The sequence below is a fragment of the Magnetococcus marinus MC-1 genome (assembly GCF_000014865.1).
Lineage (GTDB): Bacteria > Pseudomonadota > Magnetococcia > Magnetococcales > Magnetococcaceae > Magnetococcus > Magnetococcus marinus.
In genome coordinates this window covers 1,137,105-1,161,797 of record NC_008576.1, presented here as the reverse complement: position 1 = coordinate 1,161,797, position 24,693 = coordinate 1,137,105, and the positions used below count along the sequence as shown (strand labels likewise).

Here is a 24,693-nt window from a genome sequence, read left to right as displayed (position 1 = left end):
TGGAGCACACACCGTGGTTCAGCCTAAAAATCTGAATGATCCTAACATCTATGCCGAGGCCCTTTGTCGTGCCGCCCTGACCGACGATCAAGAGAGCCTGATGCAATGGCTGGCCGACAACGATGCGGTCGCCAAAGATCCGCTGGTTAAGCGTTATGAATTTTTTGCACAGCGCCTGACCGATATGGCCCCTCGCGCTGAGTTGGGATTTAAATCCCGCACCAATCGTCAAGCCCCGGCCCCCAAAATAGGCCGCAACGATCCCTGCCCTTGTGGTTCGGGTAAAAAATTTAAAAGCTGCCACATTGATCAAGCCGAGCAGTTGAGCTTTAAGTTGGGCAACCCTACGGCCCCCATCATGGCCACCGCCACCGCCATGCTCATTAGTAAAATGGGCCTAGAGGCGCTGGATCAAGTTCCCCGCGACCATCTTTCTGACCTCGTGGCCAGCGAAATGGCCTCGGCCTACTACCGTCACGATGATATTGACGCCGCCCTTGAGCTGTTGGAAGGGGTCATGGATGGGGATCGTGAGCATGAATATCTGCTCTACGATTATTGGATTGCCCGCTATGCCGAGTGGCTGGTGGAGGTCGATCAGGGCAAGCAGGCTGAATCTTTCTTGCTGGATGAGTATGACCACCCCAAGGGGGTAGAGCGTCATCAGGTTGCCCAAAAGCTGGCCGCCTTCTACCTGGACCAAGGGGACCCCAGCAACGCGGAGATCTGGGCCGACACCGCCCTGGAGCAGGATGCCCACAACCCCTTTAACCACTATCTCAAGGGGCTTACCCATCATGCTACCGGCAACTGGGAGCGTGCCATTATCGCCTATGAAACCGCCATTGAGCACACCCAACACCTCGCCGAGCAAGAGCAGCAGGCCCTGCAAGCGATGATTAATGACGCCCTGGACAAGGCCAAACGTCAGGAACTTCCCGATGTTGAGTCAGACGAAAGCCCGACAGAAGTGTAAATAACCAGGGGGACCCATGGTGTCGCAACACCCGGCAAGCTCCAGCTTGCCCGTGAGCAAGCCTTCAACCATGGCGCTTTGGTAGGCGTAGAGCATAACCATCGGCACCATGCCCCCTCAGGCTGGGGCCCACGCCGACCAAGCCAAACGTGCTCTCGCCACACCAACGGCCCCTATATAAAACCATCCCCCTTGCGCTCACACGGGCGCAAGACATTGCATACTTTGGAGCATCAGCAACATGAAGCGCACCCACTATTGTAACGATGTGCGGGAATCCCAGATTGGTGAAACCGTTGTGCTGGAAGGTTGGATCAACCGCCGCCGGGATCATGGCGGGGTTATCTTTGTTGATCTGCGGGATCGCACGGGTCTGGTCCAGGTTGTGTTCAGCCCCGAGCTGTTTGCCGAACCCCACGCCCAAGCCCACACTCTGCGCAGCGAATATGTGATTCGCGCCACCGGCAAGGTGACAGCCCGCAGCGAAGGCACCATCAATCCCAATATGGATACCGGTCGCATTGAGGTGGTGGTGGAGGATTTAACCATTCTCAACAGCTCGCTGCCGCTGCCCTTTCAGTTGGATGATGAGATCTCGGAAAACCTGCGTTTACAATACCGTTTCCTTGATCTGCGCCGCCCGGATATGCAGCGCAATCTGATGTTCCGTCACCGGATCATGCAATCGGTACGTAAACATCTGGATGGCTCGGGCTTTGTGGAGGTCGAAACCCCCATGTTAACCCGCAGCACCCCTGAAGGGGCGCGGGACTATCTGGTGCCCTCACGGGTCAACCCAGGGGATTTTTATGCCCTGCCCCAGTCACCTCAGCTCTTTAAACAGCTGCTCATGATGGCGGGCTATGATCGTTATTTCCAGATTGTACGCTGTTTTAGGGATGAAGATCTGCGCGCTGACCGTCAGCCCGAGTTCACCCAGATTGATCTTGAGATGTCTTTCGTTGAGCCCAACGATGTCATGGAACTCACCGAGAGCGTGGTGGTGGAGGCCTTTAAAGAGGCACTTGGGGTCTCCATTCCCCAACCTGTACGGCGCATCACCTATGCCGAAGCCATGGATAAATATGGTTTGGATGCCCCAGATATGCGTATTACCATGGAGCTGAAAGATCTGACCGAAGTAATGAAAAGTTCGGAATTCAAGGTGTTCCGCCAAGCGGCCACCCTGGAGGGGCGTGGCAATGAGCACGGCTTGGTCAAGGTGCTCAAGGTTCCTGGTGGCGGCAGTTTGACCCGCAAACAGATCGACACCTATACCGAATTTGTAGGCATCTATGGGGCCAAAGGGCTGGCTTATATCAAGGTCAACGGCCCCTGGCAGGAGGATGGCTGGCAATCCCCCATCGTTAAATTTTTGGGCGATGCTGAAAAACAGGCCATTCAAGAGGCTACCCAAGCCCAGGTCGGTGATCTACTCTTCTTCGGCGCGGACAAAGCCAGTGTGGTGAATGAATCTCTAGGCCGTCTGCGGGTAAAATTGGGCAAAGAGTTAGAGATGCTCTGTGACGAAAAATTTGCCTTTGTCTGGGTAACGGACTTCCCCCTGCTGGATTGGGACAACGAAGCCCGCCGCAACACAGCGGTACACCACCCCTTCACTGCGCCCCACCCCGACGACATTATCTATTTAGAGAATGCCGATGGAGCCTCGGTGGAGCATCCTTTGGAGAAAGTGCGCTCGCTGGCCTACGATCTGGTGTTAAATGGTACCGAGGTTGGCGGTGGCTCGATTCGTATTCACGATACGATGCTCCAGCGCCGCATGCTGGAGCTGCTGGAGATTGGCGAAGAGGAGGCCGAGGGCAAATTTGGCTTCCTCCTCCGTGCGCTACAGTATGGTGCGCCACCCCATGGTGGTTTGGCCTTGGGTCTGGACCGTTTGGTCACATTGATGTTGGGGTTGGACTCCATTCGCGATGTGATCGCCTTCCCAAAAACCCAAAAGGCCACCTGTTTGATGACCGAGGCTCCCTCCAAGGTGGATGGCGCTCAGTTAAAAGAGCTGCACCTACGCAGCACCTTTAAGCCCAAAACGGCGGAGTAAGTTACCCGTCCGAGCCACAAAAAAGCCCTCGCTGGTCAACCAGCGGGGGCTTTTTTGTGGGCAGTATGGCGTAACCCTATACTGTAAAGTGGGCCCGGTCACTGGCCAACACCACCTCCCCAGCATAGGCCAAACGGCACTCGGCCAGCCGGTCGCGGTTGGGGCGCCCTTGGGCAAGGGGGTAGAGATGGGAAAGAATGAGCCGTTTCACCCCCGCTTGCTGAGCCACCTCTCCGCACTGCAAGGCGCTCATGTGCCCGGCCACCTGCCCTTGGGCCAGGGTGGAACAATCAAAAACGGCCAAATCCGCAGCGTCACTCAAGCCGATCAACGCAGCAGAGGGCTCCGCATCCCCAGAATAGACCAGCGTGCCTCCTTGGCTTGTCACCCGGTAGCCGATGGCTGCTGTCGAGGTGGAGTGCTGCATGGGGGCAGAGCTCAGGCTCAAGTCACCCAAGCGCACAGCCTGGGGATTTTCCTGCACGACCAGCGCAAAGCCTTTGGGCTTTTTGGTCTGTTGAAAAATAAACTGCTCCAAAAAGGCGGCAAATCCGGTTGGGCCAAAGAGGTATAAAGGCTTATCGCGTTGCATACCGGGCAGATGCAAGGCATGCAACAGGGTCAGCAGATCGCCGCAATGGTCTGGATGGGTATGGCTGATGGCGACACCATCCAGCGTCACCAACGACCCGCCCAGGGCCGTCAGTCGCCAAACGCTACCGCTGCCGCAATCCATCAAGAGCTGGCACCCTAGGCTCTGCACCCAATAACCAGGGGGCTGATGCTCTGGCAGCGGCACACCGGTACCGCTGCCCAAAATGGTAAGCCGCATCGTTATCCTCGCTTAGCTGTGGGGGGCAGGCCACAACCAAGCGGCCCCGCGCACCCCGCTGGAATCCCCATATTTTGCTTTGACCAGCTTGGTATCTACCCGGTCGGAGAAGACATAAGGACCCCATATTTTTGGTACATTTTCATAAAGACGCGCCACATTGGACATGCCCCCGCCCAGCACAATCACATGGGGGTCGACAATATTGATGATGGAGGCCAAAGCGCGCGCCATACGGTTTTCGTAGCGCTCGATGGCGGCAATGGCTTGGGGCTCTTGGGCGTGCAGCCGCTCGGCCACCTGTTTACCGCTCAATTGAGTCGCCGCCGCCGCATTATAGTCCCGGGCAAAACCGGTACCGGAGATAAAGGTTTCAATACAACCCGCTTTGCCGCAGTAGCAGTCGATGCCGGGGCGTTCATCATCCAGCGGGCCGGGCAGCGGATTATGTCCCCACTCCCCGGTGATGCTGTTGCCCCCTTGCAGGAGCTGCCCATTGACCACAAAGCCTCCCCCACAACCGGTGCCCACAATCACCCCAAACACCACGGGGGCACCGGCGGCGGCTCCATCGGATGCCTCGGAGAGGGCAAAGCAGTCGGCATCATTGGCCAAGCGCACCGGTCGTGCCAACATCCGTTCCAGATCCTCGCGCAGGGGTTGATTGATCAGGCAAACGGAGTTAGAGCCCTTCAACCGTCCGGTATAGGGTGAGACCGCGCCAGGGGTGCCCACTCCCACCGGCAATTGGCGTTCCGCCACACCGGCCTGTTGTTCAATGGTGTTAACCAATGCAGCAATCGCCTGCACGGTACCGGCATAATCTCCCTGGGGGGTTGGGCAGCGATGTCGCGCCCGCACCTCTCCCGCGTTATCCATGACAATACCCTCAATTTTGGTTCCACCCAAATCCACACCAATACGCATACCACTATCCTTTATGGCTGGCGAGGCTACGGCCCCGCCATTTATTGATCCATCTTGGCACAAACAGCAACAGAGCCAGCAGAGCCAGCGCCAACAGCCCTTGGTGCATCACATGTTCACCGCCACCGGCGGCCTCTTTTCCCACATAACCCAGGTAGGTATAAACTGCGGTGCCCGGCAACATAAACAGCCACGAAGCGACTATGAAAGTCCAAAAGGGCAGCTGCGTCAAACCAAAGGCGTAGTTAAGCAGGCTAAAGGGGAACAACGGCACCAAGCGGGTAAAGGCGACAAAGCGCCACCCTTCATCCGCCACCCCCTGCATTAAGCTTTTCAGCATACCCCGTGTACGCGCCTGCACCCAATCCCGCAACAGATAGCGGCTCAGCAAAAAAGCGATGCCCGCCCCCAAACTGGCTGCGGTTAGGCTATACAAGGTGCCCCACACGGGACCAAACAGCGCACCACCTGCCATCGTGACCAAAACACTCGGCAACAACAACACCGTCGCTAAAATATAGAGCAGCATAAAGAGCAGGGGCATCGCCCAACCCAGCCCCCGCAACCCCCCTTCCAGAGCAGCGGGTTGTAAATTTCCCCCATAGCGCCAAGTGACAGCCATAGCCAGCAGCAGCAAGAACAGCAGCAGGATCTGAACATACTGTTTTTTCATCCTGCCATCCCTTCTGCAACCCTGCTAACATACGGGCACCGTGTGACAGAGTCATGACGCACGCCACCTTCCTGATCTTCACCCACCAGCCACCGGAATGACCGATGCCAGAGACCCCGCCTAGCCCATTGGTACTGGAGAGCCCTGCCCAAGAGGGGTGGATCGCAGAAGAGCGCATCACCTGCCACCAGTGGATTCCCCCCGAGGTCGAGCCGGTAGAGCGGGAAGGTCGTTATTACTATGCCCTCAAGGATATCGTACCGCTGCGTTCGCGCAAGGCTTGGAAAAAGAAAGGTCGCCGCATTCCCCAAGATGCTGAGCCCCTATCCCACACCGAAGGGGAGCACCCCACCCCACTGTTTGCCTATCACCAAAGCGTGAATGAGCGGGAGTTTTTAGAGCTTCAGCGCGAGGCCATGACCGAACGTTGCGCCCAGTGGAACCAGGCTTGGCTGAGCTTGGACGAGGCCCGCAGCGATCTGTTGAGCAAAATGGGCGAGCAGCGCCCTGAAGAGGTAGAATTTGACCTGCAAGAGCTGTTACGCCGCTATCGGGAACTGGTGGATCAGCATGCTCATTTGCTGCGCCCAGCCCGTGAGTTGGAGCTGGATTTAGGGGAACTTACCCATGCGATCTGGTTCGACACCCTCAACGCCTACCGTCGTTACCGAGACCAAGCCGCGTTGGAGGATCTGGAGGAGCGCAACGATGCCCTCGCCCGCCCCATTTTGGAGCAGATGCGCCATCAGGAACAAGAGAGCCAGGACCCCTTTGCATTACAGCCCTTTTGGGAGTTTTACGGCAAGTTTCACAAACGCTATGAGGGGGCGCTGTTTGAACACCAGATTGCCAAAGCGACCCGCATTGAGGAGTTTCATAATCTTTTCCCCGCGCGGGAGAACTACCGCCGGTTCACGCTCTATCTTGGCCCCACCAACTCGGGCAAAACCTATCAGGCGCTGCAACGCCTCAAGGATGCCGCCACGGGCTGTTATCTGGCCCCCTTGCGGCTGTTAGCCTTGGAGGTGGCCGACACCCTCAACGAGTGGGGGGTGCCGTGCAGTATGGTTACGGGCGAGGAGCGTATTTTGGTCCAGGGGGCCAAGCATACCGCCAGCACCATTGAGATGCTCTCCACCCACACCCGCTATGATGTGGCGGTGATTGATGAAGCCCAGATGGTGGGGGATGCAGATCGAGGCTGGGCCTGGACTCAGGCCATTTTGGGGGTACGTGCCAAAGAGGTGTGCGTCATTGCAGCGCCGTCGGCCCGCCCGGTGATTGAAAAACTGTTACGCCTGACCGAAGAGCCCTGGGATGTGGTGGAGCTGGAGCGTTTAACCCCCTTGCAGACCATGAGCAAACCGGTGGAAGCCCTCGCCGAAATGGAGCCAGGCACGGCCTTGGTGGCCTTTAGCCGTGCCCAGGTGTTGCGTCTTAAAGCGGAGGTTGAGCAGGCCACGGGCAAAAAGTGCGCTGCTCTTTACGGGGCGCTCCCCCCCGAAGTGCGCCGCATGCAAGCCAGACTGTTTAATAGCGGCGAAGCACCCTATTTGGTGGCAACGGATGCCATCGGCATGGGGCTTAATCTGCCCATCAAAACCATTCTGTTTGCCCAGGATCGCAAGATGATCAATCGCACCGAGCACCTACTAACCCCAATGGAGGTTAGGCAGATTGCAGGGCGGGCGGGTCGTTTTGGTAAAAATGAGGTGGGTTATGTGGGCACCTACCGCATTGGTACGGCCCATATTAAACAGGCGTTGCTGGCGGTACCCTTTGATGTCAAAAAGGCCCACTTGGCCCCCAACTTGGACCATCTTACCGCCATTGCTCAGTTACAGGAGGATCAAAAGCTACGGTTAACCCGGCTGTTTACCCTCTTTATCAAGACGGTCAAGCCCGACCCTGCCCTCTATGAACTGGCCGATTTGGACGACCAGACCACCCTGGCGCGCATTGCTGATCGACATAAACAACTGGATCTACCGACCCGTTTTATGCTCTCTGCGGCCCCGGTGCCGCTGCGGGCCACGGTGGTGGTAACGGCGTTTGAACATATGGTGGCGGCCATTGCTAAAAACAGCCCCATCACGCTGCAAGATGCACTACCCACCCCACCCCACAAAGCGGACCCCAACCGGTTGGTCAAGCTTGAGGATGCGGTAAAAATCGTCAATCTCTATTGTTGGTTACACTTCCGCCAAGAGCAGCTCTTTCCCGATCTTGCCGAGGCTGAGGGCCTACGCGCCCATTTAAATACCGAGATTAATACCCTGCTGGGTCGCCCCCGCAAGGTGCGCGAGGCCGGACATTGCGATAAGTGCCACGCCCCTTTGCCGGAACATTGGCGCGGTAAACTTTGCCGCCGTTGCGAACCACCGGGTCGTCGGCATACCGAGCACCCCCCACGCGGTGGTCGTAAACCCATCAAAAAAGAGCCCAACAAACGCAACCATGGTCGCCATGGCTAAGGCAGCTCAAGCTTGGCTAAGCCTTCACAAGCGGTAAAAGCGTTCGCTTGCCCCTCACGATATGAAGGGGGGCGGCTATAGGGCGACCTATATCCACATCCCCACAGGTTTTCCTTGGCCACGAGCGCTCCTCTCTTGAAGGCATGGCACGGCAGAGCTTAGCCAGTTTGGCCGATACGGCCCTGTCAAACGGCAACGCTTGGTTTCGTCCTCCACACCCACTTAGGTATATTTGCACCGAGATTAAGGTGATGTTCGAGCATTCCGGCTGGGCGTGGCACGCGGAATATGGCATAGTTCCAGCTTAGCTAGGGGCTGTGGGCATGCCAGCCATTTCTGGCGCATCGTATGACAGTCGGACAGAACATCACTAGGGCGGCGGTTTAGAACCATGAGCGATCAAAAAAATCCCGGTAGCGGCATCAAACTCTCTCTCCTTCCCATCGGGGAAGAGCAGAACCGTGCCCCTGAACCTTCAGCCCCAGTGCCAACCCCCCCGACCCCCATAACGGGTTTGTCGCTTAAATCCACGGCTGACGACGCCGCCTATATCCAGGACCCTACACCGGTTACGCCCACAAAGCCCGCCGCACCCGTGCAACAGGCCGCACCCGTGCAACAGGCCGCACCCGTGCAACAGGCCGCACCCGTGCAACAGGCCGCACCCGTGCAACAGGCCGCACCCAACAGCGACTTCTCGCCCCCAGATCGGGGTAGCTTTAAATTGGGCTCCAGCAAACCTGCGGCCCCGGCGCCCAACAGCGACTTCTCGCCCCCAGATCGGGGTAGCTTTAAATTGGGCTCCAGCAAACCTGCGGCCCCGGCCCCCAACAGCGACTTCTCGCCCCCAGATCGGGGTAGCTTTAAATTGGGCTCCAGCAAACCTGCGGCCCCGGCGCCCAACAGCGATTTCTCGCCCCCAGATCGGGGTAGCTTTAAATTGGGCTCCAGCAAACCTGCGGCCCCGGCGCCCAACAGCGACTTCTCGCCCCCAGATCGGGGTAGCTTTAAACTGAGCAAAGCCGCCCCTAGCCAGGCTAAGGTCGTGGAGGAAAAGCCCGAAGCCGAAGCGCCTACCCCTGCCAACCAGGGGGCCTTTAAGCTGGGGGGTTTAGCCACCCCTATTGCTAAACGGCCACTACCGGCTAAAAAACAGGGGGATTTTCAACCCACCACGCGGGAAGAGATTGCCCCTGCTGGATCAGCTGGCCAACCCCCTGCCCCCTTTACGGTGGACCCCGATGAGCAGGATGATGCGCCAACTCTTTTGGCACCCATACCACCCATGGGCAAACCCCAATCCGGCTTGAACCAAACGGCGGGGCAACCCAAACCCTCTTTGCTTGCCACAGCCCAGCCCCCCGCCGGTTCCTTCAATTGGGATGAGGACGACGAGGCCACCCTGCTGGCCCCACGCGATACCGATGACGAGGCCACCCTGCTGGCCCCCCACGCTGGGGATGACGACGACGAGGCCACCCTGCTGGCCCCCCACGCTGGGGATGACGACGATGAGGCCACCCTGCTGGCCCCCCACGCTGGGGATGAGGACGACGAGGCCACCCTGCTGGCCCCCCACGCTGGGGATGAGGACGACGAGGCCACCCTGCTGGCCCCCCACGCTGGGGATGACGACGATGAGGCCACCCTGCTGGCCCCCCACGCTGGGGATGAGGACGACGAAGCCACCTTGCTGGCCCCCCACGCTGGGGATGAGGACGACGAAGCCACCTTGCTGGCCCCCCACGCTGGGGATGAGGACGACGAGGCCACCCTGCTGGCCCCTCACGATGCCTTGAATGAGGAGGATGAAGAGGGCGCCACCATACTGGCACCCCCATCTGCATCTTCAGCAAAATTGGCCCATTTAGCCGCCCAGGATGATGCCGATAGTGACGACGACGCACCAACCATCATGACCCAATCCCCCAGGCTAAGCATGCGCGATGAGGATGAAGAGCCCATCACAGGCATGACCCAAGAGGGCATGTCCGACGAGGACGACCCAACCGAAACCACCGCAGCAACCAGTAACACCACCGGGACCACCACGGGCACGGGTTCGGTATTGGCCCGCCGTCGCCGCAAAAAAAAGGATGAGGATGCCGAAGGGGAGGATAGCGATCATAAACACCCCGACGCCCTACCCATCGGTGAACTGCTGTTCAACAATATGTACCAAGTGGAAAAGGTATTGGGCCAAGGGGGCTTTGGGCTTACCTATCGGGCGAAGGATCTTAACCTCAATCTTAATGTGGCCATTAAAGAGTATCTGCCCAAACAGATTGCGCAGCGTATGCCGGACAAATCGATCCAGGCGCGCAACCAGTCTGACATTAAAATGTTCAATCAAGGGCGCGACCGTTTTCTGGATGAAGCCCGTACCCTCGCCCAGTTTAAGCACCCCTCCTTGGTGCGTATTCTCACCTATTTTTCCCACAACAACACCGCCTATATGGCCATGGAGTTTGAAGAGGGGGAACCCCTTTCGGACGTGCTCAAGCGGGAAAAAACCCTGGATGAAAAAGCGATGCTCGCGGTCATTATGCCGCTGCTTCAGGGGGTAGAGGTTCTTCACCAGAAAAAATATATCCACCGGGACATCAAACCCGACAACATTTTCATCCGCTCCAAAGATGGCACCCCTGTGCTGTTGGACTTTGGTTCAGCCCGCCAGCAATCGGGCAATGAGGATGGCCAAATGACCGCCATGCTCACCCCCAACTATGCTCCCATGGAGCAATATTTCGACGACGCCTCCCGTCAAGGGCCATGGACCGATATCTATTCGGTGGGGGCGGTCATGTACCGCTGCATCAGTGGTCGCAAACCTGCCAACGCGCCCCAGCGCAGCAATGCCCTTATGCGCAATGCTCCAGACCCCATGAACCCGGCGGTGGATGTGGGGGCGGGGCGCTACTCCGAAGCGGTGCTAAAAGCCATTGATCTGGCCCTAACGGTGGTGGAGACCGAGCGGCCACAAAAGATCTCTGACTGGCTCAATGCGGTGGCCACCGAAGAAGGCTCTGCCGAATTCTCTTCAGAGATGCTGGCCGCCGATTTTACCAGTGGTCGCAACCGGGTTATTTTGATTGCCGCTGCGAGCATTCTGCTGGTACTGGTTGGAGGTCTCATCTGGCTGGGACAGATTGGCACCGGGGATCTGCTGCTCAGCGATAAGGAGCGCACCCAAAAGGTCATTGCCGAGCTGCGCCTGCAAGCCGAGCAAGGCAATGCCACCGCCATGTATCAACTGGGGCAGCGCCGCAGTGTGGGGGATGGCCTGCAAAAAAATGATGTAACCGCGTTTAACTGGATGGTCAAGGCCGCCAAACAGGGCCACGTGCGGGCCATGCGCCAGGTGGCTTTGGCCATGCGCCAAGGGACCGGCACGGCTAAAAGCCTAACAGAAAGTGTGACTTGGTTTGCTAAGGCGGCCCAAAAGGGGGATGCCCTCTCCCAGTTTTACTATGCCGTAGCCCTTGGCGAGGCGGATCATGGGGATCCGCTCAAACATGCTCAAGCGTTGGAGTGGTTAAAAAAATCAGCGGATCGCGGTTTTGCCCCCGCCCGTTTTGTCATGGCCCAGCTTTATGAACTGGGGGATGAAAAGTTTGCCAAAGATCCGCAAAAAGCTTTTCAACTCTATTTACAAGCCTCCGCGCAACGGGTAGATCTTGCCACCTATCGCTTAGCCCAGCTCTACGACAGCGGCATCGGTACCCAGCAAGACCCCAAAAAGGCCCGTGAGGTGATGACCCAAGCGGCCAATAATGGTCTGGAAGGTGCGCAATACCAGTTAGGGCTGTGGTATAAATATGGGCATGGTGGCCCCATCAGCCATACAGAGGCTTATAAATGGCTGATCAAGGCGGCACGCCAAGATATTATACCGGCTCAATATTTGGTGGGTGAGGCGCTGATTACTGGCATCGGCACCAGCCCCAACTATACCGAGGCGCGTAGCTTTCTCACCAAAGCGGCCAGCCAAGGTTATGTCCCTGCCCAACTTAAACTCTCGCAGATTTTAATGGAAGGGCTGGGCGGCTCATCCAGCGACAGCACCGAAGCAACCATTTGGTTACGCAAGGCCGCCGAGTTAGGCAATCGGGAGGCACAATATCAAATGGCGGTCCACCGCCGGGATGGCATTGGGGTGGATGAAGATATGGCGGATGCCTTTTATTGGTTTGGTGAAGCGGCCAAACAGGGCCATGTGGCAGCACAGAACCAACTTGCGCTCATGTATGAGCGGGGCCAAGGGGTGGTTAAAAACCTGGAAAAGGCGATTTTCTGGTATCGTACTGCGGCGCAGCAAGGCTCCCGAGAGGCTCAAAAGAACTTAGCTTGGATGTACGAAGAGGGCAAAGGGGTTGAAAAAGATATTACCCAAGCGGTCAAGCTCTACTTAATGGCCGCCCGCCAAGGGGATATGAAAGCCCAGAAAAACCTCGCTTGGATGTTTGAGGTGGGGCGGGGTGTGCCCAAGGATATCGTCCGTTCCTATTTTTGGAACGCCGTTGCCGCCGCCGCTGGAGACCAAGACGCCGCTAGCAATCTAAGCCTGATTATTCGCAATATGGATCAGCAGCAGCGCCTGGATGGGGATAAGATGGTCAAGGCGTGGATTAAAGCCAAAAAACAGAGTGATAACGCCTCCAATGGACACGCGACCCAGCTCTAATTTTGTCGCCGCGCTTTGAAATAATTTCCCCCAACTCAACAAAAGCCCAAGCCACGCCTTGGCTTGGGCTTTTATCTTGTGACTAAGCCGCACGGGATTTTACATACGCTCCAGCATGCCCTTGTAGTTTTGAATCATCTTGAGCGAGTCTAAAATATTGCCAACGCCCAGCGCCTTTTTTTGATCCGCCGCCGCCGCAGGTGTTTGCAAGGCTGCCGCAGCGGCAGGATCCACCGGGGCCGCGGCGCTTGTTGCTTCAGCGGGTTTGAGCTTCTCTTTACGCTTCACCTCAACCGGGTTAAACACCTCGACCCACTGTAACGTTTCCCGCCCAGCGATGAGCACTTTATCGGGGCGGATGGTGCGGATTTTGGCCCCATCCTCGAAGGTATCCCCCTCTTTATAAAGCACACCATCAATCACCGCATAGCGATCTTCACCGGTTACAAAGGTCATTGAGATGATACGCTTACGAAAATCTTCGCCCAACGCCTGCATGTTTTCGCGGCTTTGCATGATGGAGTCTTTCGAGTAACCCAACATGGCCATATTGATCTTACCGCTCTCCCGCCCCCGTGGGGAGCGCAGTTGCCTGAGCAGGGGTTCGTTATTTTCCCGCATCACATCAAGCCCGGCATCGGGCTTGGGGAGTTTGCCAAAGCTATTTTCCTGTTTGGCGTTACGTGCGGCGCTATAGGGTGAAAAAAGCCCCCCTGGCAAGCTTTGGCTCATATAGAGGTCATAACCGGTATAGGCAATGGCCAACCCCAGCACAGAGGAGGCGATCAAACCGAGCAGTTTGCTCTTCATGATTCGCGCTCCCGGGTCAATTTAAGCTTAAAATTAAGCTGCAAGATATCGGTATCCAATTGATTTTCCAAGAGCGTATAACCCTTTGAGCGCAGAGCGCTTAAAAATTTTTCGTGCTCCTTGCTGGCCACCGAAAAAGGGTTATCAATGCGCCCCTCAACAAGAATGGTAGGCAATTGGTTTTCGTGGGTTATCAGGAGATGCAAAAGCTGTATTTTACGGTCGGAACGGGCCTGGGAGAGATCCGCGATGATACGTTTGGCATCATAGATTTTGGTTAGGTTGGCAAGTTGCCCAGCAAAGCGCACCATATCCTTTTCGGCATCGCTCAACTCGACCACCGTTTCCACCTGCCCCTGCTGTTCAATTTTACTCTTGAGTTGCCGGGCATCCGCTTGAATCAGCGCGGCATTGCGCTCAAACCAAAAATGCACAAACAGTCCCCCAATGACCAGTACCCATACGGCGGCGGTCAACCAAGGGGCCAAACGTTGTCCGCTATAGGCGGCTTTATCCAGATCTTTATTGACCGCATCCCACGCTTTGAGCAGCGGCAATACTTTGGGTATGGAGGTAATGAGAAAGCTGCCATCCCCCATGGATAAGCGCGAAGGCGAGAGCACCTCTGGCGTGCACTCCAGCAACTCGGCCAGGGCGATGACCCAACTGGCATCAGCGCCACCGGTGGCTTGTCCATCCTCACCCACCCAACCGGTTTTGGCATCCCCTACCTTGGTTTGGCCGAACGCGGTGGACGAGGTTTGCACGGTCGACTGGGACTCACCCCCCTCAACCGCTTCAGATCGGTAGTAACCAAAATGGATGATTCGATCAATCTTTTGGTGGTTCTCTTTTTCCAGCAGTTTCATCTCTTCGGCAATGGTCTCGGCCAGGGCCAATTTGGCCTCACTGGTAGCCGCGAACGAAGACATACGCCCGGCTCCCAAAATACGCCCCTGTTTGCCCACCATATAGTCCACATGGCGGTCATGCTCAAACAACACCACCACGTTCTGTTTGAGCCCATATTTTTCTAAAGTCGCCAGCAACAGCCGGTTAAATGAAAAGGTCAGGTGCAGATCACGGCTCTCAAAGGCCAGATCCTCATAGACCCCCATGTTGGCCCCAGGCACCACGCCAAACAGCACCTCGGTACTGTTTTCACCCCGTTTTTTCTTCCACAGGGTGAGGATGCGGCTATTCTCGTCCCCTTCCCCCATCTCTTGGAGTTTGCGTTGCAGCTTGATCTCGGCATATTTCAGTTGAGCATCCACCATCATCAGGCGTGGTACCGAACCGCCAAAATCGGTGATTAACCAACGATCTCCGCTGACTTCATTAACGTCGGCCACGTCCTTGGCACGCTTAACCGAGAGCTGAACCCGCTGTCCATCCAGTTCAAGTATCGTGTTTATGCTCATTTTGTCTCATACACCAAAAAGGTGCCTTTTATGGATACCAGGGCCTGACTACCCTCCGCACCTGCGTCGTCGCCCATGGCTTCGGTATGCTTTTCCATGACCGGATGCTCACTGGCAAAGAGTTCAAAAGAGACCGGGTCATAATAGTAGTGGCCACCATTGCGGGCATTTTCCAACAAAAAGCCCATCTGCGGCACATCCACCAAACGCTCTTTCATATCCACTTCATAGCGCACCCACTCCCCCCGCACAATGCCACTATCTTGGGCCACTTGGCTAAAGGCGGACATCCGCTGCCGGTAAGCTTTGTAGAGATCCACACCCCGTTGGTACTCTGCATAGGCACCTTGCAACCGCAACACGTTTGATCTAAGTTGCTGGGCTTTTTGATAGGCTTCATAAGATTTTAGGGCGTCACTTACCACAAAGGGCAGCATACCGCCCCCCACCACAGCCAAGATTAATGTGACCAATCGAATGATCTGCAACATAATGAATCCCTGTTCCCAGGCCGAAACCTTACCCCGTTACACATGACCAAAGGGCATCTGAGCCCCCATTTTGCCCCTATCAAAAAAAACATGATAGTCTGCTGCTCAAAGGGATGCTACCCTAGAGTTTAGGATGGCACGCTAATTACACATTATCCTACGCATTTCAAACCTCTGTAGGTAAATACACCTAGCAGACTGTCTGTGCTTGTAACGTAAGGGCCGCTTGTTATATTTTTATGCCCTAGTCGCACCAGCCCTGCAACTTTACACGTTATGCTTGACACACACCATTGAAACGTTAAACTCACACCAGTATCTTAGCTGGAGTGTGGTATACTTCTTTATAGATGAGACAATCCAATCCAGATGGGATCGGGTTGGACGTTAGGTTAGGCGGCGGCCTGTTGGCCGTTCACCCAGATATCCGTGGCCGTACAGGAGCTGTTAACATGTTTAGTTTTGTCAAAAAATACAACCAACGCAAAGAGGCTGGCTTCACGCTGATGGAGATGGCCATTGTGTTGGTGGTGATTGGTTTGATCCTCGGCGCGGTCTCCGTTGGTAAAGATCTGCAACGAAATGCAGAGTACCGCAAAATCACCAACAAGTTTATTGGCCAGTGGGTGCAAGCCTACAACCAGTACTATGAGCGCACTGGGGTTGTACCCGGCGATGTTATTACCGCCCCCACCGGTATTGCCAGTGTAGCCGATGGCGCTACCTTTGCCGAAATTTTCACCAACACCGGTATTAAAGTACCCCGTGGCCGTGGTACAGGTAACGAAAACGAATATCTCTATTATGATGCCGCTGGCAGCCCCCATACGCTGATTGTCTCGTTTGTTAACTCGACGACACCCACCAGCACGGGCACCCTGATCGGTAACTTGATGCAAATTGAAGCGGTCTCCCCTGTGCTGTTCAGCACCCTGGAGAGCTCCATTGATGGCATCGTCCAGTTCGATGATGGTGTGTTCCGTTGCGCCAGCGACATCGCCCCCACAGCCACCACCGTTAAAGATGAGACGGCTGTCACTGCGGCCACTTGCTGGTATAAAATGCAGCAATAGGCTCTGGATTTAATCGACGGTCTTGTTGATGCAGCGTTAAAAAAAAGCCCCCGCCATACGACGGGGGCTTTTCTATACACCCCTTCTCTCATGCGCCTCCACTTATCTTGCTGAAAGCAAGCCCCCCAACTTGGCGTTGTCGCACCCCCACCAACCAGACTAAGAGTCGGCAAACATACAGAGCCCCCTTCAATCTCCCCCACAGCGTTTGGCTTAAGCTTAAATATTTTTAATCAACTGGTAGAGGGGGGCAAACAGCGCCATGGCCAGCGCAATAAACAGACCGCCCCCCACCACAATGGCGATGGGCTCCACCAACTTACCAATATTCCCCACCAACTCATCAAGCTTAACCCGATAATCTTCAGCAATATACTCCAGCTGTTCACTCAAGGTACCCGACTGCTCCCCCACACCGATCATACGCACCACAAAGTTGGGAAAGATCCCCACCTTATCAAAGGATTCCCGCAGGCCAATCCCCGAAACCAAATTCTCCTGTACTTGGTCCAAATGCTCCCGGTAGATCTCGTTGGGAATCGCCTCTTTCAACACCTGCAAGGTGCGCATCACATCCACCCCGGCCCTGAGCATCATGCTCATATATTGGGTAATAAAAGCGAGGTTAAAAGCGGTAAGAATCACCTTAAAAATCGGTGTTTTCATCAAAATTCTTTGGATTAATTTACGCACCGCTGCGCTGGATTTAACCAGGGCGACCAAGGTAAAAATGGTCCCCAATAGCACACCGAAGATCATCCCCACATTGGCTTTGATCACCACAGAACCGTCGATCACCATCTTGGTAAATACCGGCAGATCCAGCTGAAACTGTTTAAACATATCAGCCATGGGCGGGACCACCAGGTAGATCCAGAAGAACATCGCCCCAAAAATGGCCACAAACATAAAGGTGGGATAGGTTAAAGCGCTTTTGGTATCCCGCCGGATTTTATCCATCTTCTGCGTGTGGGCGGCGGCATCACGCACGGTCTGATCCAGGCTACCGGTCTCCTCCCCCAAGCGCACCAAAAAGACCAAGGTATCGGGAAAATAACGGGGATAAGCCGCCAATGCCTCTGCCAGACTGGAGCCACCCTCCACCCGCATAACCAACTGCTGCCCCACCTTGGATAGGGTCGAGTTGTCATGATCGGCAATGGTATCTTTAAGACAGGTGATTAGGGGAATACCGGCTTTAAGCATAACCGCCATGTTGGTTAACCCCTCGGCCAGCTCCTCCATGGTCACTTTTTTTTCAAAGGTGTGGATCGCCAACCCCGCCAACGCTCCCATAAAGGGGCTCAGCGGGTTAACCACAATCACCGTGTGGCCCTGCTGCTCCAGATAGGTGGTAGCCGAAATCGGGTTATCGTAGGGCAGATCTATCAACCCCGTTGCAATGGGGCCATCCTTGCTCAAGTATTTGTAGTAGAAATAGGCCATGCCACCACCGTCACCTGCAGATTATCCCACGATTGCCCTTAATAACCCAGCACCCGCACCACTTCTGACAGGGAGACATCTCCCCGCACCAGCTTGGCGTGGGCACAGGTCTCAATCTCACGATACCCATTGCTTACCGCAATATGGCGCATCTCATCCAAGGTCGCATCATTACCAATGGCAACCGCCAAGGCGGGGAACGAACGTAGCACCTCATAGACCAAGGTACGACCATGAAAACCTGTCCCAAAGCAGGTTTCACACCCCACCCCCCGGTAGAGGGTATCCAACCCCTCAATCTTGAGGTAGTCCAACTCCTCCTGACTGGGGGTATAGGCCTCTTTGCACGTGGGGCAAATTTTACGGACCAAACGCTGACTCACCACCCCAACCAAAGAATCGGCCAACATAAAGGGCGGGATCCCCAGCGAACGCAAACGGGGCAACGCACCAAAGGCGGTGTTGGTGTGCAAGGTCGAGAGCACCAAGTGGCCGGTCTCCGAGGCGGAGATGGCGGTTTCGGCGGTCTCTTTATCGCGAATTTCCCCCACCAAGATAACATCTGGATCATGCCGCAAAAAGTGGCGAATGGCGCTGGAGAAGGTGTAACCAGCCTTGGTATTAATCTGGGTCTGGCGCATCAAGGGAATACGATATTCGATGGGGTTTTCCACCGTCATCACATTCTTTTCGGTCAAGTTTAACGCCCGCACCGCCGCATACAGCGTCGTGGTCTTACCCGATCCGGTCGGCCCAGTCAGCAGCACAATGCCATAGGGTTCGTTAAAAATCTGCCGCACCAGCTCAATATCGTCGGGTTCAAAACCCAACTGGGGCAGGCCCATAAAGTCGCTCTTGGCGGGCAACAGACGCATCACCATATTTTCCCCATAGGGGCAAACCGTGGTGGAGACCCGAAAATCATAGTGGTTGGTCAAAATGGTCTCACCAAAGCTCCCATCCTGGGGCAGACGCTGCTCGGCAATATCCATATCCGCCCGCATCTTCAGGGTGGTAATCACCCGTTTCATGCTGGGGGGCAGGGAAAACATGGGACGCAACACACCGTCAATACGAAAGGCGATGTTAATCGCCCGGTCCATGGGGCGTATATGAATATCCGAGGCGCGGTTTTTAACCGCCAACTGAAAAAGATGCGCCACAAAGTTATCCAGATTGCGCACATCATCCTTATCCATACTAAGCAACTGGATTTCCCGCTCCAGCAACTTCTCCACCGGGTTTTCCAGAAAATAGTAATAGTACTGCACCGCATTGCGGATTTTGCCCTTTTCCCCCTGGTAAAAGAAGGGCTTTAAACCGGTATGGCGGGTAATCAATTTATCCAGGGCCACCACATCATCTGCGGCGGTTACGCACTCAATGGCCCCGGCTTGGGTATCATGGCGCATGGGCAAAAAATCGTTTTGTTCGCAGATATTGCGGTTAAACAGCCGCAGGCTCTCCTCCGCTGGGCGTACCGCGTTAATATCCAGATAGGGGCGATCCTCCTGCTCCGAGATGGTGGTGGCCACATCGTACTGGGAGACAAAGCCCAACCGCTCAAGAATTTCACCCACCCGCTCTTTTGTGATTTTCTGATCCTGCAAAGCCAGACCGATGTGGGCATCGGAGATCAAACCCTTCTCTTGCAGCAGCACACCAATGGGTTTTTTACGCGGCTGATCGTTCATGATGTCACTCCCCCGTGGCTACAGCGTGGCCCACCCCATCCTGCGCTTCAGCCGCATGGGGGGTTTCTCTCTTAAGGTGAACAATAATGGCTGAAAGCTGATAGCGTTTTTTTATCTGGTCCCGCGCTTGAACCGCCACTGCGCCATCAAAATAAGGACCCATGCGTACCACATGCCACACGCCCCCGCTCGCCGCATCCAGTTGCTGTACAAAGGCCGGCATACCGCTCTGCTGCAACTGTTCGGTCAATTTAACGGCCTGTGTTTGCGTCTGAAAGGTCGCTACCTGTACCGCATAACGGAGCTCATCCCCTTGCGCCGCTGGTGCGGTATTATCCCCACCGGTACGGTTGGGTATCACCCCCTCATCCAGAGGGGCAACCACCGCCAGCGGCTGGCTAGGTTGCAACGGCGAAAGGGGCAGGGTACGGGTTAGATTATGCCTAACCGGTTGGTGCCGCAACGGCTGTAACTCGATCATGGTTGGGTCAAGCTGCGCAGCAACAGCAACGTTTGACGCTTGCGGAATATGCGCTTTATTCTGCTGTAATCGTTCAGAAAGCTGCAACTGTTTACGCACATAGAACGCCAACATAAACTGCGTCTCAGCATCGGGCTGGCCGCTCTCGGGTAGATCATAAGCACGTTGAAACGCCTTGATCGCATTCAAGCTCTCTGGGCCAATCATGCCATCGGGCAGACCCTTGTAAAAAGGGGTCATCGCCAACATGCGTTGCAGATGGGCAGAGGCTTCATTCCGTGGACCAACCTGATCAGGGGCTAACCAACGCTCAGGCTTCCACAGCAAGTGAAACGACTCACCCCGCACAGGATCATTATATTTGAGCAGCAAATAGCTTTTGCGCAGGGCATCAGGCACCTTATTTAGGCGCACCAAGCGATAGCCGGATTCGTTATGAATATGTTGGGCCAGCGTCTCCAACCACCCCTCTTGTAGGGCTTGCAGATAACTTTTTGTGTGACGTTGCAGCCCTTTATCACTCAAAAAATGGTGAACTGCCACATAAAATGGCGCATCCTCGGCCCCCATTTGGGGAGCGGTCGCAGACGCAGGAGAGCTTACAGCGTTTTCTACCGCGTTATCCGCAGACGGCATCGGCGCAGACGGCATCGGCGCAGGCAGGGCTGCCAGCGGCGCTTCCGCCATACTCGGGCTACCCATGGAGATCACCACCGGCCCATCGCCCCGCCATGGTGCCTGAGGCACCCCCAACACCCCAGCCAAATAGAGCCCAGCCATCACCAGCAGCCCACCGCCAGCCGCCGCCAACACATAGCGGATAAGAGAAGAGCCCGTCCAGAGGGAACGGCGGTTAGGCCGCCCCCATTGATCGGTCAACCCCACCTCGGCGGCCACCCCATCCACCAGCTTGGCCTCAATACGGGTGGTATTCTCCGCAAACAGTCCGTAGAGGGTGCGATCCATCAATTTATTGATCAAACGGGGATTGCCACCGGTCCAGTTAAACAGCCGAGCATAGGCCTGCTCGGTAATGCCAATCACCCCACCAGAGCCTGCACGGTTGAGGCGAAAATGGATATACTGTTTCATCTCGTCGGCATTAAAGGGGGTAACCTGACCCAAAATAACAATGCGGCTTTTTAACTGGCGCAGCGCGTGCTCATCCAGCCTAGCACTGAGTTCACTTTGTCCAACCAATAGAATTTGCACCAATTTTTCATGCTCTGTCTCCAAATTGGAGATCATGCGCACCAGTTCCAAACTTTCATGGGAGAGGTTTTGTGCATCGTCAAAAATAATGGTGCAGATTTTCCCCTGTTTGTGTTTTTCAATCAAAAATCGGTTGAGCTGTTTTAAGCGGTTGCCCAACCCTCCATCCTCATCCAAGGCGATGCCAAAATCGTGGCAAATTTCCTCGATTAGCTCCACCCCCTGGTAGAAGGTGTTGATGATCAAGGCACTCTCTACCGGATGGTGTTCCAGGGTGTGCAAAATGCGCCGGGTGATGGTGGTCTTACCACAGCCCACCTCGCCGGTAATCACCATAAACCCCTTACGGGTTAGAATGCCGTGGGTGATCTCGGCAATCAGCACATCCAGGCGAGCGGGCAGATAAAAATTCTCCGCATCTGGAACCACCGGAAAGGGGGGGCGGATAAGACCTAAAAACTCCAGATAGAGCTCCCCATAGGCAGGGGCTCGATTACTTGGGGTGGGGTTTAACCCATGTTGGGGGGCACTCATTGTACGTAGCGTTTCATCAATTGGGCAATTTGCAGATCCTCGGGATACTCCTCCCGCAGGGCACGTAGACCTCGCTTGGCCTCACGCAGTTGTCCCACATGGAGTTGGGCCACCACCAGATTAAAGCGGGCATCACGATCCTGCGGCTGAGTATAGAGCACCTTGTACAGCTGCTTAATAGCGCGCCCATAGCGCTGGTTTTTCATATCCCAAAAGGCTTCCATTTTAAGCACAATGGGGTGATCTTCCCCACGGGATTGACGCAACTTGGTGAGCAACTTGGCCACACTCTTCGCCTGCCCCTTTTGCATGGCATAACTTAGGTCTAGCGTCAGCTGACGCACCGACTCCAACTGCACCAGGGTGCTGCTCTCGTCAACCTCACGACCCCTTTGTTCCGGCTCCTCGCTCTGCGGGGCCACTTGCTCTGCCTGAGGCGGCGGCGGTGCAGCGGCTACCGCGCTCTGTACCACACTCTGCACGGGGGGCTCTGGCTGGGGTTCTTCGAGCAGCTGCTCTAGGGAGAGAAAACGCTCCAAGGCATCCGGTAAGGCAGCCTCGATCACCGGCTTTTCATCCCCTTGCGCTGGATCGGCCTGGGCCTGTTGAGGGAGGGCCGCCTCCAACATCGCAAAATAGTCCGGCATGGGCACCACGCTGCCTTTGCTGAACACCTTGACCACGCTCTCCAGCTTAAGATCCCCCAGCGACTCAGCCGAGGCATCCTCTGCCGCGCGGCGCTCCCGCTCGGCTTTATCTTTTAAACGCTGCTGTTGGGCTACCTGCTCCTGTTTTTGCTGATCCAGATAGTAGTAACCTAACCATCCCCCCAGCAGTACCACCACCAAGCCTGCACCGCCCCACACCAGCCCTCTACGTTTTACCGACGGCCTCTCTTCCTCAATGGCTTCGACAACGGTTGGGGCATCCATGGGCTCAGCCGCAACGGTCTCTTCGGCTTTTTTTCTTTGCAGATTACGCATCGCCTTATAAATGACACTCATGGCTGAGCTCCCTGCACCCTCACAGTACCGAAACCCGCAGCATGATAATCATCTCACGGGTTTTATCGCTGCTAGAATCGGTGGAAAAAAGACGGCCTAACAGCGGAATATCCCCCAGCAGCGGCATACCGGTTTTGGTGGCACTTTTTTCCTTATCAATCAGACCACCCAAAAAGACCAGATCCCCACTATGGGTCTCTAGAATGGTGCTCATCTCTTTTAACTCCACCTCGGGCAGGGCCACCTGATTGGTGCCGCCAACCGAAACCAGATCCAGACTAGAGGCGGTCACGTCGCTCTTAATGGGATGCACGGTCATCACCACCCGACCATCCTCTTTAATAAAGGGCGTCACCCCGATCATCAGACCATCAAACACCGTATTGACCACCACATCGGCCTGGGTCGTGGCGGTGGTCCCGGTACCGGTGGTGGTGATTTCACTCTCCGAAACATAGGTGTTACTGGTACCCACACTGATCATCGAGGGTTGACCGTGACGTGCCCGGATGGTGGGATTCGAGAGCACCTGGACATCACCAAACTGTTTCAGCAGATCCACAATCGCCGCACCATTGGCTCCAGAGATCACTAGGCCCAAACCCGTTGCGGCGGTGGTGGTGGTAGGATAGCTAATATCCGCCAAACCAAATGTGTTGCTACTCAGGGCGTTGGTGCTACCAATACGGCCCGTATAGGTCCCGCTCTGCCCCATCATGGCGGCGATGCTACCCTTAAAAGCCCACCAATCGACCCCGGTGCGATAGGTTTCGTTGAGGGTAATCTCCATCACCCGCGTCTCGATCAACACCTGACGGCCAATCACCTCTTTAAACTGATCCACCAATTTGGTCACGGTGCGCACCACCGAAGGACGCGCTTTAAGATGCAAGGTCCCCGTCATGCGGTTCAGGGAGTAGGCTTGACCTTCGGTACCCTGACTGCTGATCAAATTTTGGATGATGGGTTCAATGGCGTCATAGGGGTTGGTAATGTTGCCAGAGGCCCCGCTCATACTGTAAGAGCCGGTTAATTTACCCCCGCCTTGGCCGGAACCCGCATTGCCCAGCACATCCCCGCCCACGGAGAAGTTGGACTTATAGGTGGTCTCTAAGAACTCCAGGGGATAGGTCATCTCCTGGAACATATGGACCCGCAAGATATTCCCATCAATGGCACCATAGAGGTCGGCCAAGCGTAGGATCTCTTCAAACACCTGCGAGGCGGGCATTTGCCGGAAGGAGACCGTAATCACCGGAGGTTCCTCCAACACCCGAGGATCAATCAGCAGGTTCATACGGGTCATTTTGGCCAGCGCTTTGAGGATATGCCGTACATCCTCTTTGTCCATCTCCAGACTGACCTTTAGGTCATCCAGGGGATTATAGACCGGGGGCACCGGCAGAGGCGGCGGGGGTTCGCTCGCGGTGCGTTGCAAGTCCCGTTGGATGGCCCGCATGCGGTCATCCATGTGGGCCCCTTCGCGGGCCAAAACCCGATGAATGTCGCGCCCTTCGGTCAGACCCACGCTCAGCGCTTTCATATCTTGCACCAGCTCGTGGCGCTGGCGGGCGATCTCATCAGACTCTTTGGCAAGCGCAGCATGGGCTTTTTGCAGAGCGCTACCTTTACTCACTTCCCCTTGCTTATCCGCATTTTTGTTGGGCATACCAAGAGATTGGCAGCCACCCAAGAGCAGCAGCAAACCCAACAGCCACACTTTGTATACGCGAGCATTGCTCATCAACCAAAATCCTTCATACCGATCAGCCACAGCTGCTATTTCCTGGATTGATCCGACCACCTGCCCGACACGCATTCCGCCAAGCTTGGTTAACATATCATAAAACGACCGCAAGCCCTATCCAACAAACTTGACCAAGGGGAAAATTTGCG

16 protein-coding genes are annotated in these 24,693 nt (G+C 55.6%); 5 read left to right on the top strand and 11 right to left on the bottom strand.

Translation table 11 applies throughout. The features are described from left to right. The first annotated feature begins 13 nt into the window (after positions 1-13). Together MMC1_RS21455 and aspS are read left to right on the top strand one after the other, a co-directional pair. Positions 14-976, top strand: a complete 963-nt coding sequence (locus MMC1_RS21455; protein ID WP_041640811.1) for an SEC-C metal-binding domain-containing protein — start codon at positions 14-16, stop codon at positions 974-976. A 241-nt stretch (positions 977-1,217) separates the two neighbouring features. Further along, positions 1,218-3,041 (top strand): aspartate--tRNA ligase, encoded by a 1,824-nt coding sequence (aspS, locus tag MMC1_RS04825; RefSeq protein WP_011712617.1) that lies wholly within the window; start codon positions 1,218-1,220, stop codon positions 3,039-3,041. 76 nt (positions 3,042-3,117) lie between these two features. Here aspS and MMC1_RS04820 read toward each other — a convergent pair whose 3' ends face one another. The 3 genes from MMC1_RS04820 to MMC1_RS04810 are packed head-to-tail and all read right to left on the bottom strand — an operon-like array spanning position 3,118 to position 5,473. Further along, positions 3,118-3,873 (bottom strand): MBL fold metallo-hydrolase, encoded by a 756-nt coding sequence (locus MMC1_RS04820; protein ID WP_011712616.1) that lies wholly within the window; start codon positions 3,871-3,873, stop codon positions 3,118-3,120. 12 nt (positions 3,874-3,885) lie between these two features. Then, positions 3,886-4,800: an ROK family protein gene (locus MMC1_RS04815; protein WP_011712615.1), complete on the bottom strand. Its 915-nt coding sequence runs from the start codon at positions 4,798-4,800 to the stop codon at positions 3,886-3,888. 4 nt (positions 4,801-4,804) lie between these two features. Further along, the gene (locus MMC1_RS04810) at positions 4,805-5,473 is read right to left on the bottom strand and encodes a TVP38/TMEM64 family protein (RefSeq protein WP_011712614.1); all 669 of its coding nucleotides are present in this window, start codon (positions 5,471-5,473) and stop codon (positions 4,805-4,807) included. A gap of 104 nt (positions 5,474-5,577) precedes the next feature. Between MMC1_RS04810 and MMC1_RS19625 the strand changes: the two genes are divergently transcribed. Together MMC1_RS19625 and MMC1_RS04800 are read left to right on the top strand one after the other, a co-directional pair. Further along, complete coding sequence (locus MMC1_RS19625) at positions 5,578-7,947, top strand: SUV3 family DEAD/DEAH box RNA helicase (RefSeq protein ID WP_011712613.1); 2,370 nt, start codon at positions 5,578-5,580, stop codon at positions 7,945-7,947. 391 nt (positions 7,948-8,338) lie between these two features. Further along, positions 8,339-12,631, top strand: a complete 4,293-nt coding sequence (locus MMC1_RS04800; RefSeq protein WP_011712612.1) for a serine/threonine-protein kinase — start codon at positions 8,339-8,341, stop codon at positions 12,629-12,631. A gap of 99 nt (positions 12,632-12,730) precedes the next feature. Here MMC1_RS04800 and MMC1_RS04795 read toward each other — a convergent pair whose 3' ends face one another. Genes MMC1_RS04795 through MMC1_RS04785 form a run of 3 tightly spaced genes read right to left on the bottom strand, consistent with a single transcriptional unit; the run spans position 12,731 to position 15,353 of the window. Continuing rightward, positions 12,731-13,441 (bottom strand): hypothetical protein, encoded by a 711-nt coding sequence (locus MMC1_RS04795; protein WP_011712611.1) that lies wholly within the window; start codon positions 13,439-13,441, stop codon positions 12,731-12,733. After that, complete coding sequence (locus MMC1_RS04790) at positions 13,438-14,862, bottom strand: hypothetical protein (protein WP_011712610.1); 1,425 nt, start codon at positions 14,860-14,862, stop codon at positions 13,438-13,440. The genes MMC1_RS04795 and MMC1_RS04790 overlap by 4 nt, the downstream gene beginning before the upstream one ends. Next, the gene (locus MMC1_RS04785) at positions 14,859-15,353 is read right to left on the bottom strand and encodes a hypothetical protein (RefSeq protein ID WP_011712609.1); all 495 of its coding nucleotides are present in this window, start codon (positions 15,351-15,353) and stop codon (positions 14,859-14,861) included. The genes MMC1_RS04790 and MMC1_RS04785 overlap by 4 nt, the downstream gene beginning before the upstream one ends. Before the next feature lie 452 nt (positions 15,354-15,805). On the opposite strand from MMC1_RS04785, the gene MMC1_RS04780 reads away from it, so the two are divergent. Continuing rightward, positions 15,806-16,426 (top strand): type II secretion system protein, encoded by a 621-nt coding sequence (locus MMC1_RS04780; RefSeq protein ID WP_011712608.1) that lies wholly within the window; start codon positions 15,806-15,808, stop codon positions 16,424-16,426. Positions 16,427-16,645: 219 nt separating this feature from the next. Here MMC1_RS04780 and MMC1_RS04775 read toward each other — a convergent pair whose 3' ends face one another. Genes MMC1_RS04775 through mshL form a run of 5 tightly spaced genes read right to left on the bottom strand, consistent with a single transcriptional unit; the run spans position 16,646 to position 24,541 of the window. Then, positions 16,646-17,872 (bottom strand): type II secretion system F family protein, encoded by a 1,227-nt coding sequence (locus tag MMC1_RS04775; protein WP_011712607.1) that lies wholly within the window; start codon positions 17,870-17,872, stop codon positions 16,646-16,648. Between the two features lie 38 nt (positions 17,873-17,910). Beyond that, the gene (locus tag MMC1_RS04770) at positions 17,911-19,566 is read right to left on the bottom strand and encodes a GspE/PulE family protein (RefSeq protein WP_011712606.1); all 1,656 of its coding nucleotides are present in this window, start codon (positions 19,564-19,566) and stop codon (positions 17,911-17,913) included. A 4-nt stretch (positions 19,567-19,570) separates the two neighbouring features. Beyond that, positions 19,571-21,793, bottom strand: coding sequence for an AAA family ATPase (locus MMC1_RS19620; protein ID WP_011712605.1), 2,223 nt, complete (start codon positions 21,791-21,793; stop codon positions 19,571-19,573). Continuing rightward, the gene (locus MMC1_RS04760; protein ID WP_011712604.1) at positions 21,790-22,797 is read right to left on the bottom strand and encodes a tetratricopeptide repeat protein; all 1,008 of its coding nucleotides are present in this window, start codon (positions 22,795-22,797) and stop codon (positions 21,790-21,792) included. The genes MMC1_RS19620 and MMC1_RS04760 overlap by 4 nt, the downstream gene beginning before the upstream one ends. Positions 22,798-22,816: 19 nt before the next feature. Further along, complete coding sequence (gene mshL, locus MMC1_RS04755) at positions 22,817-24,541, bottom strand: pilus (MSHA type) biogenesis protein MshL (protein ID WP_011712603.1); 1,725 nt, start codon at positions 24,539-24,541, stop codon at positions 22,817-22,819. Positions 24,542-24,693: the final 152 nt, after the last annotated feature.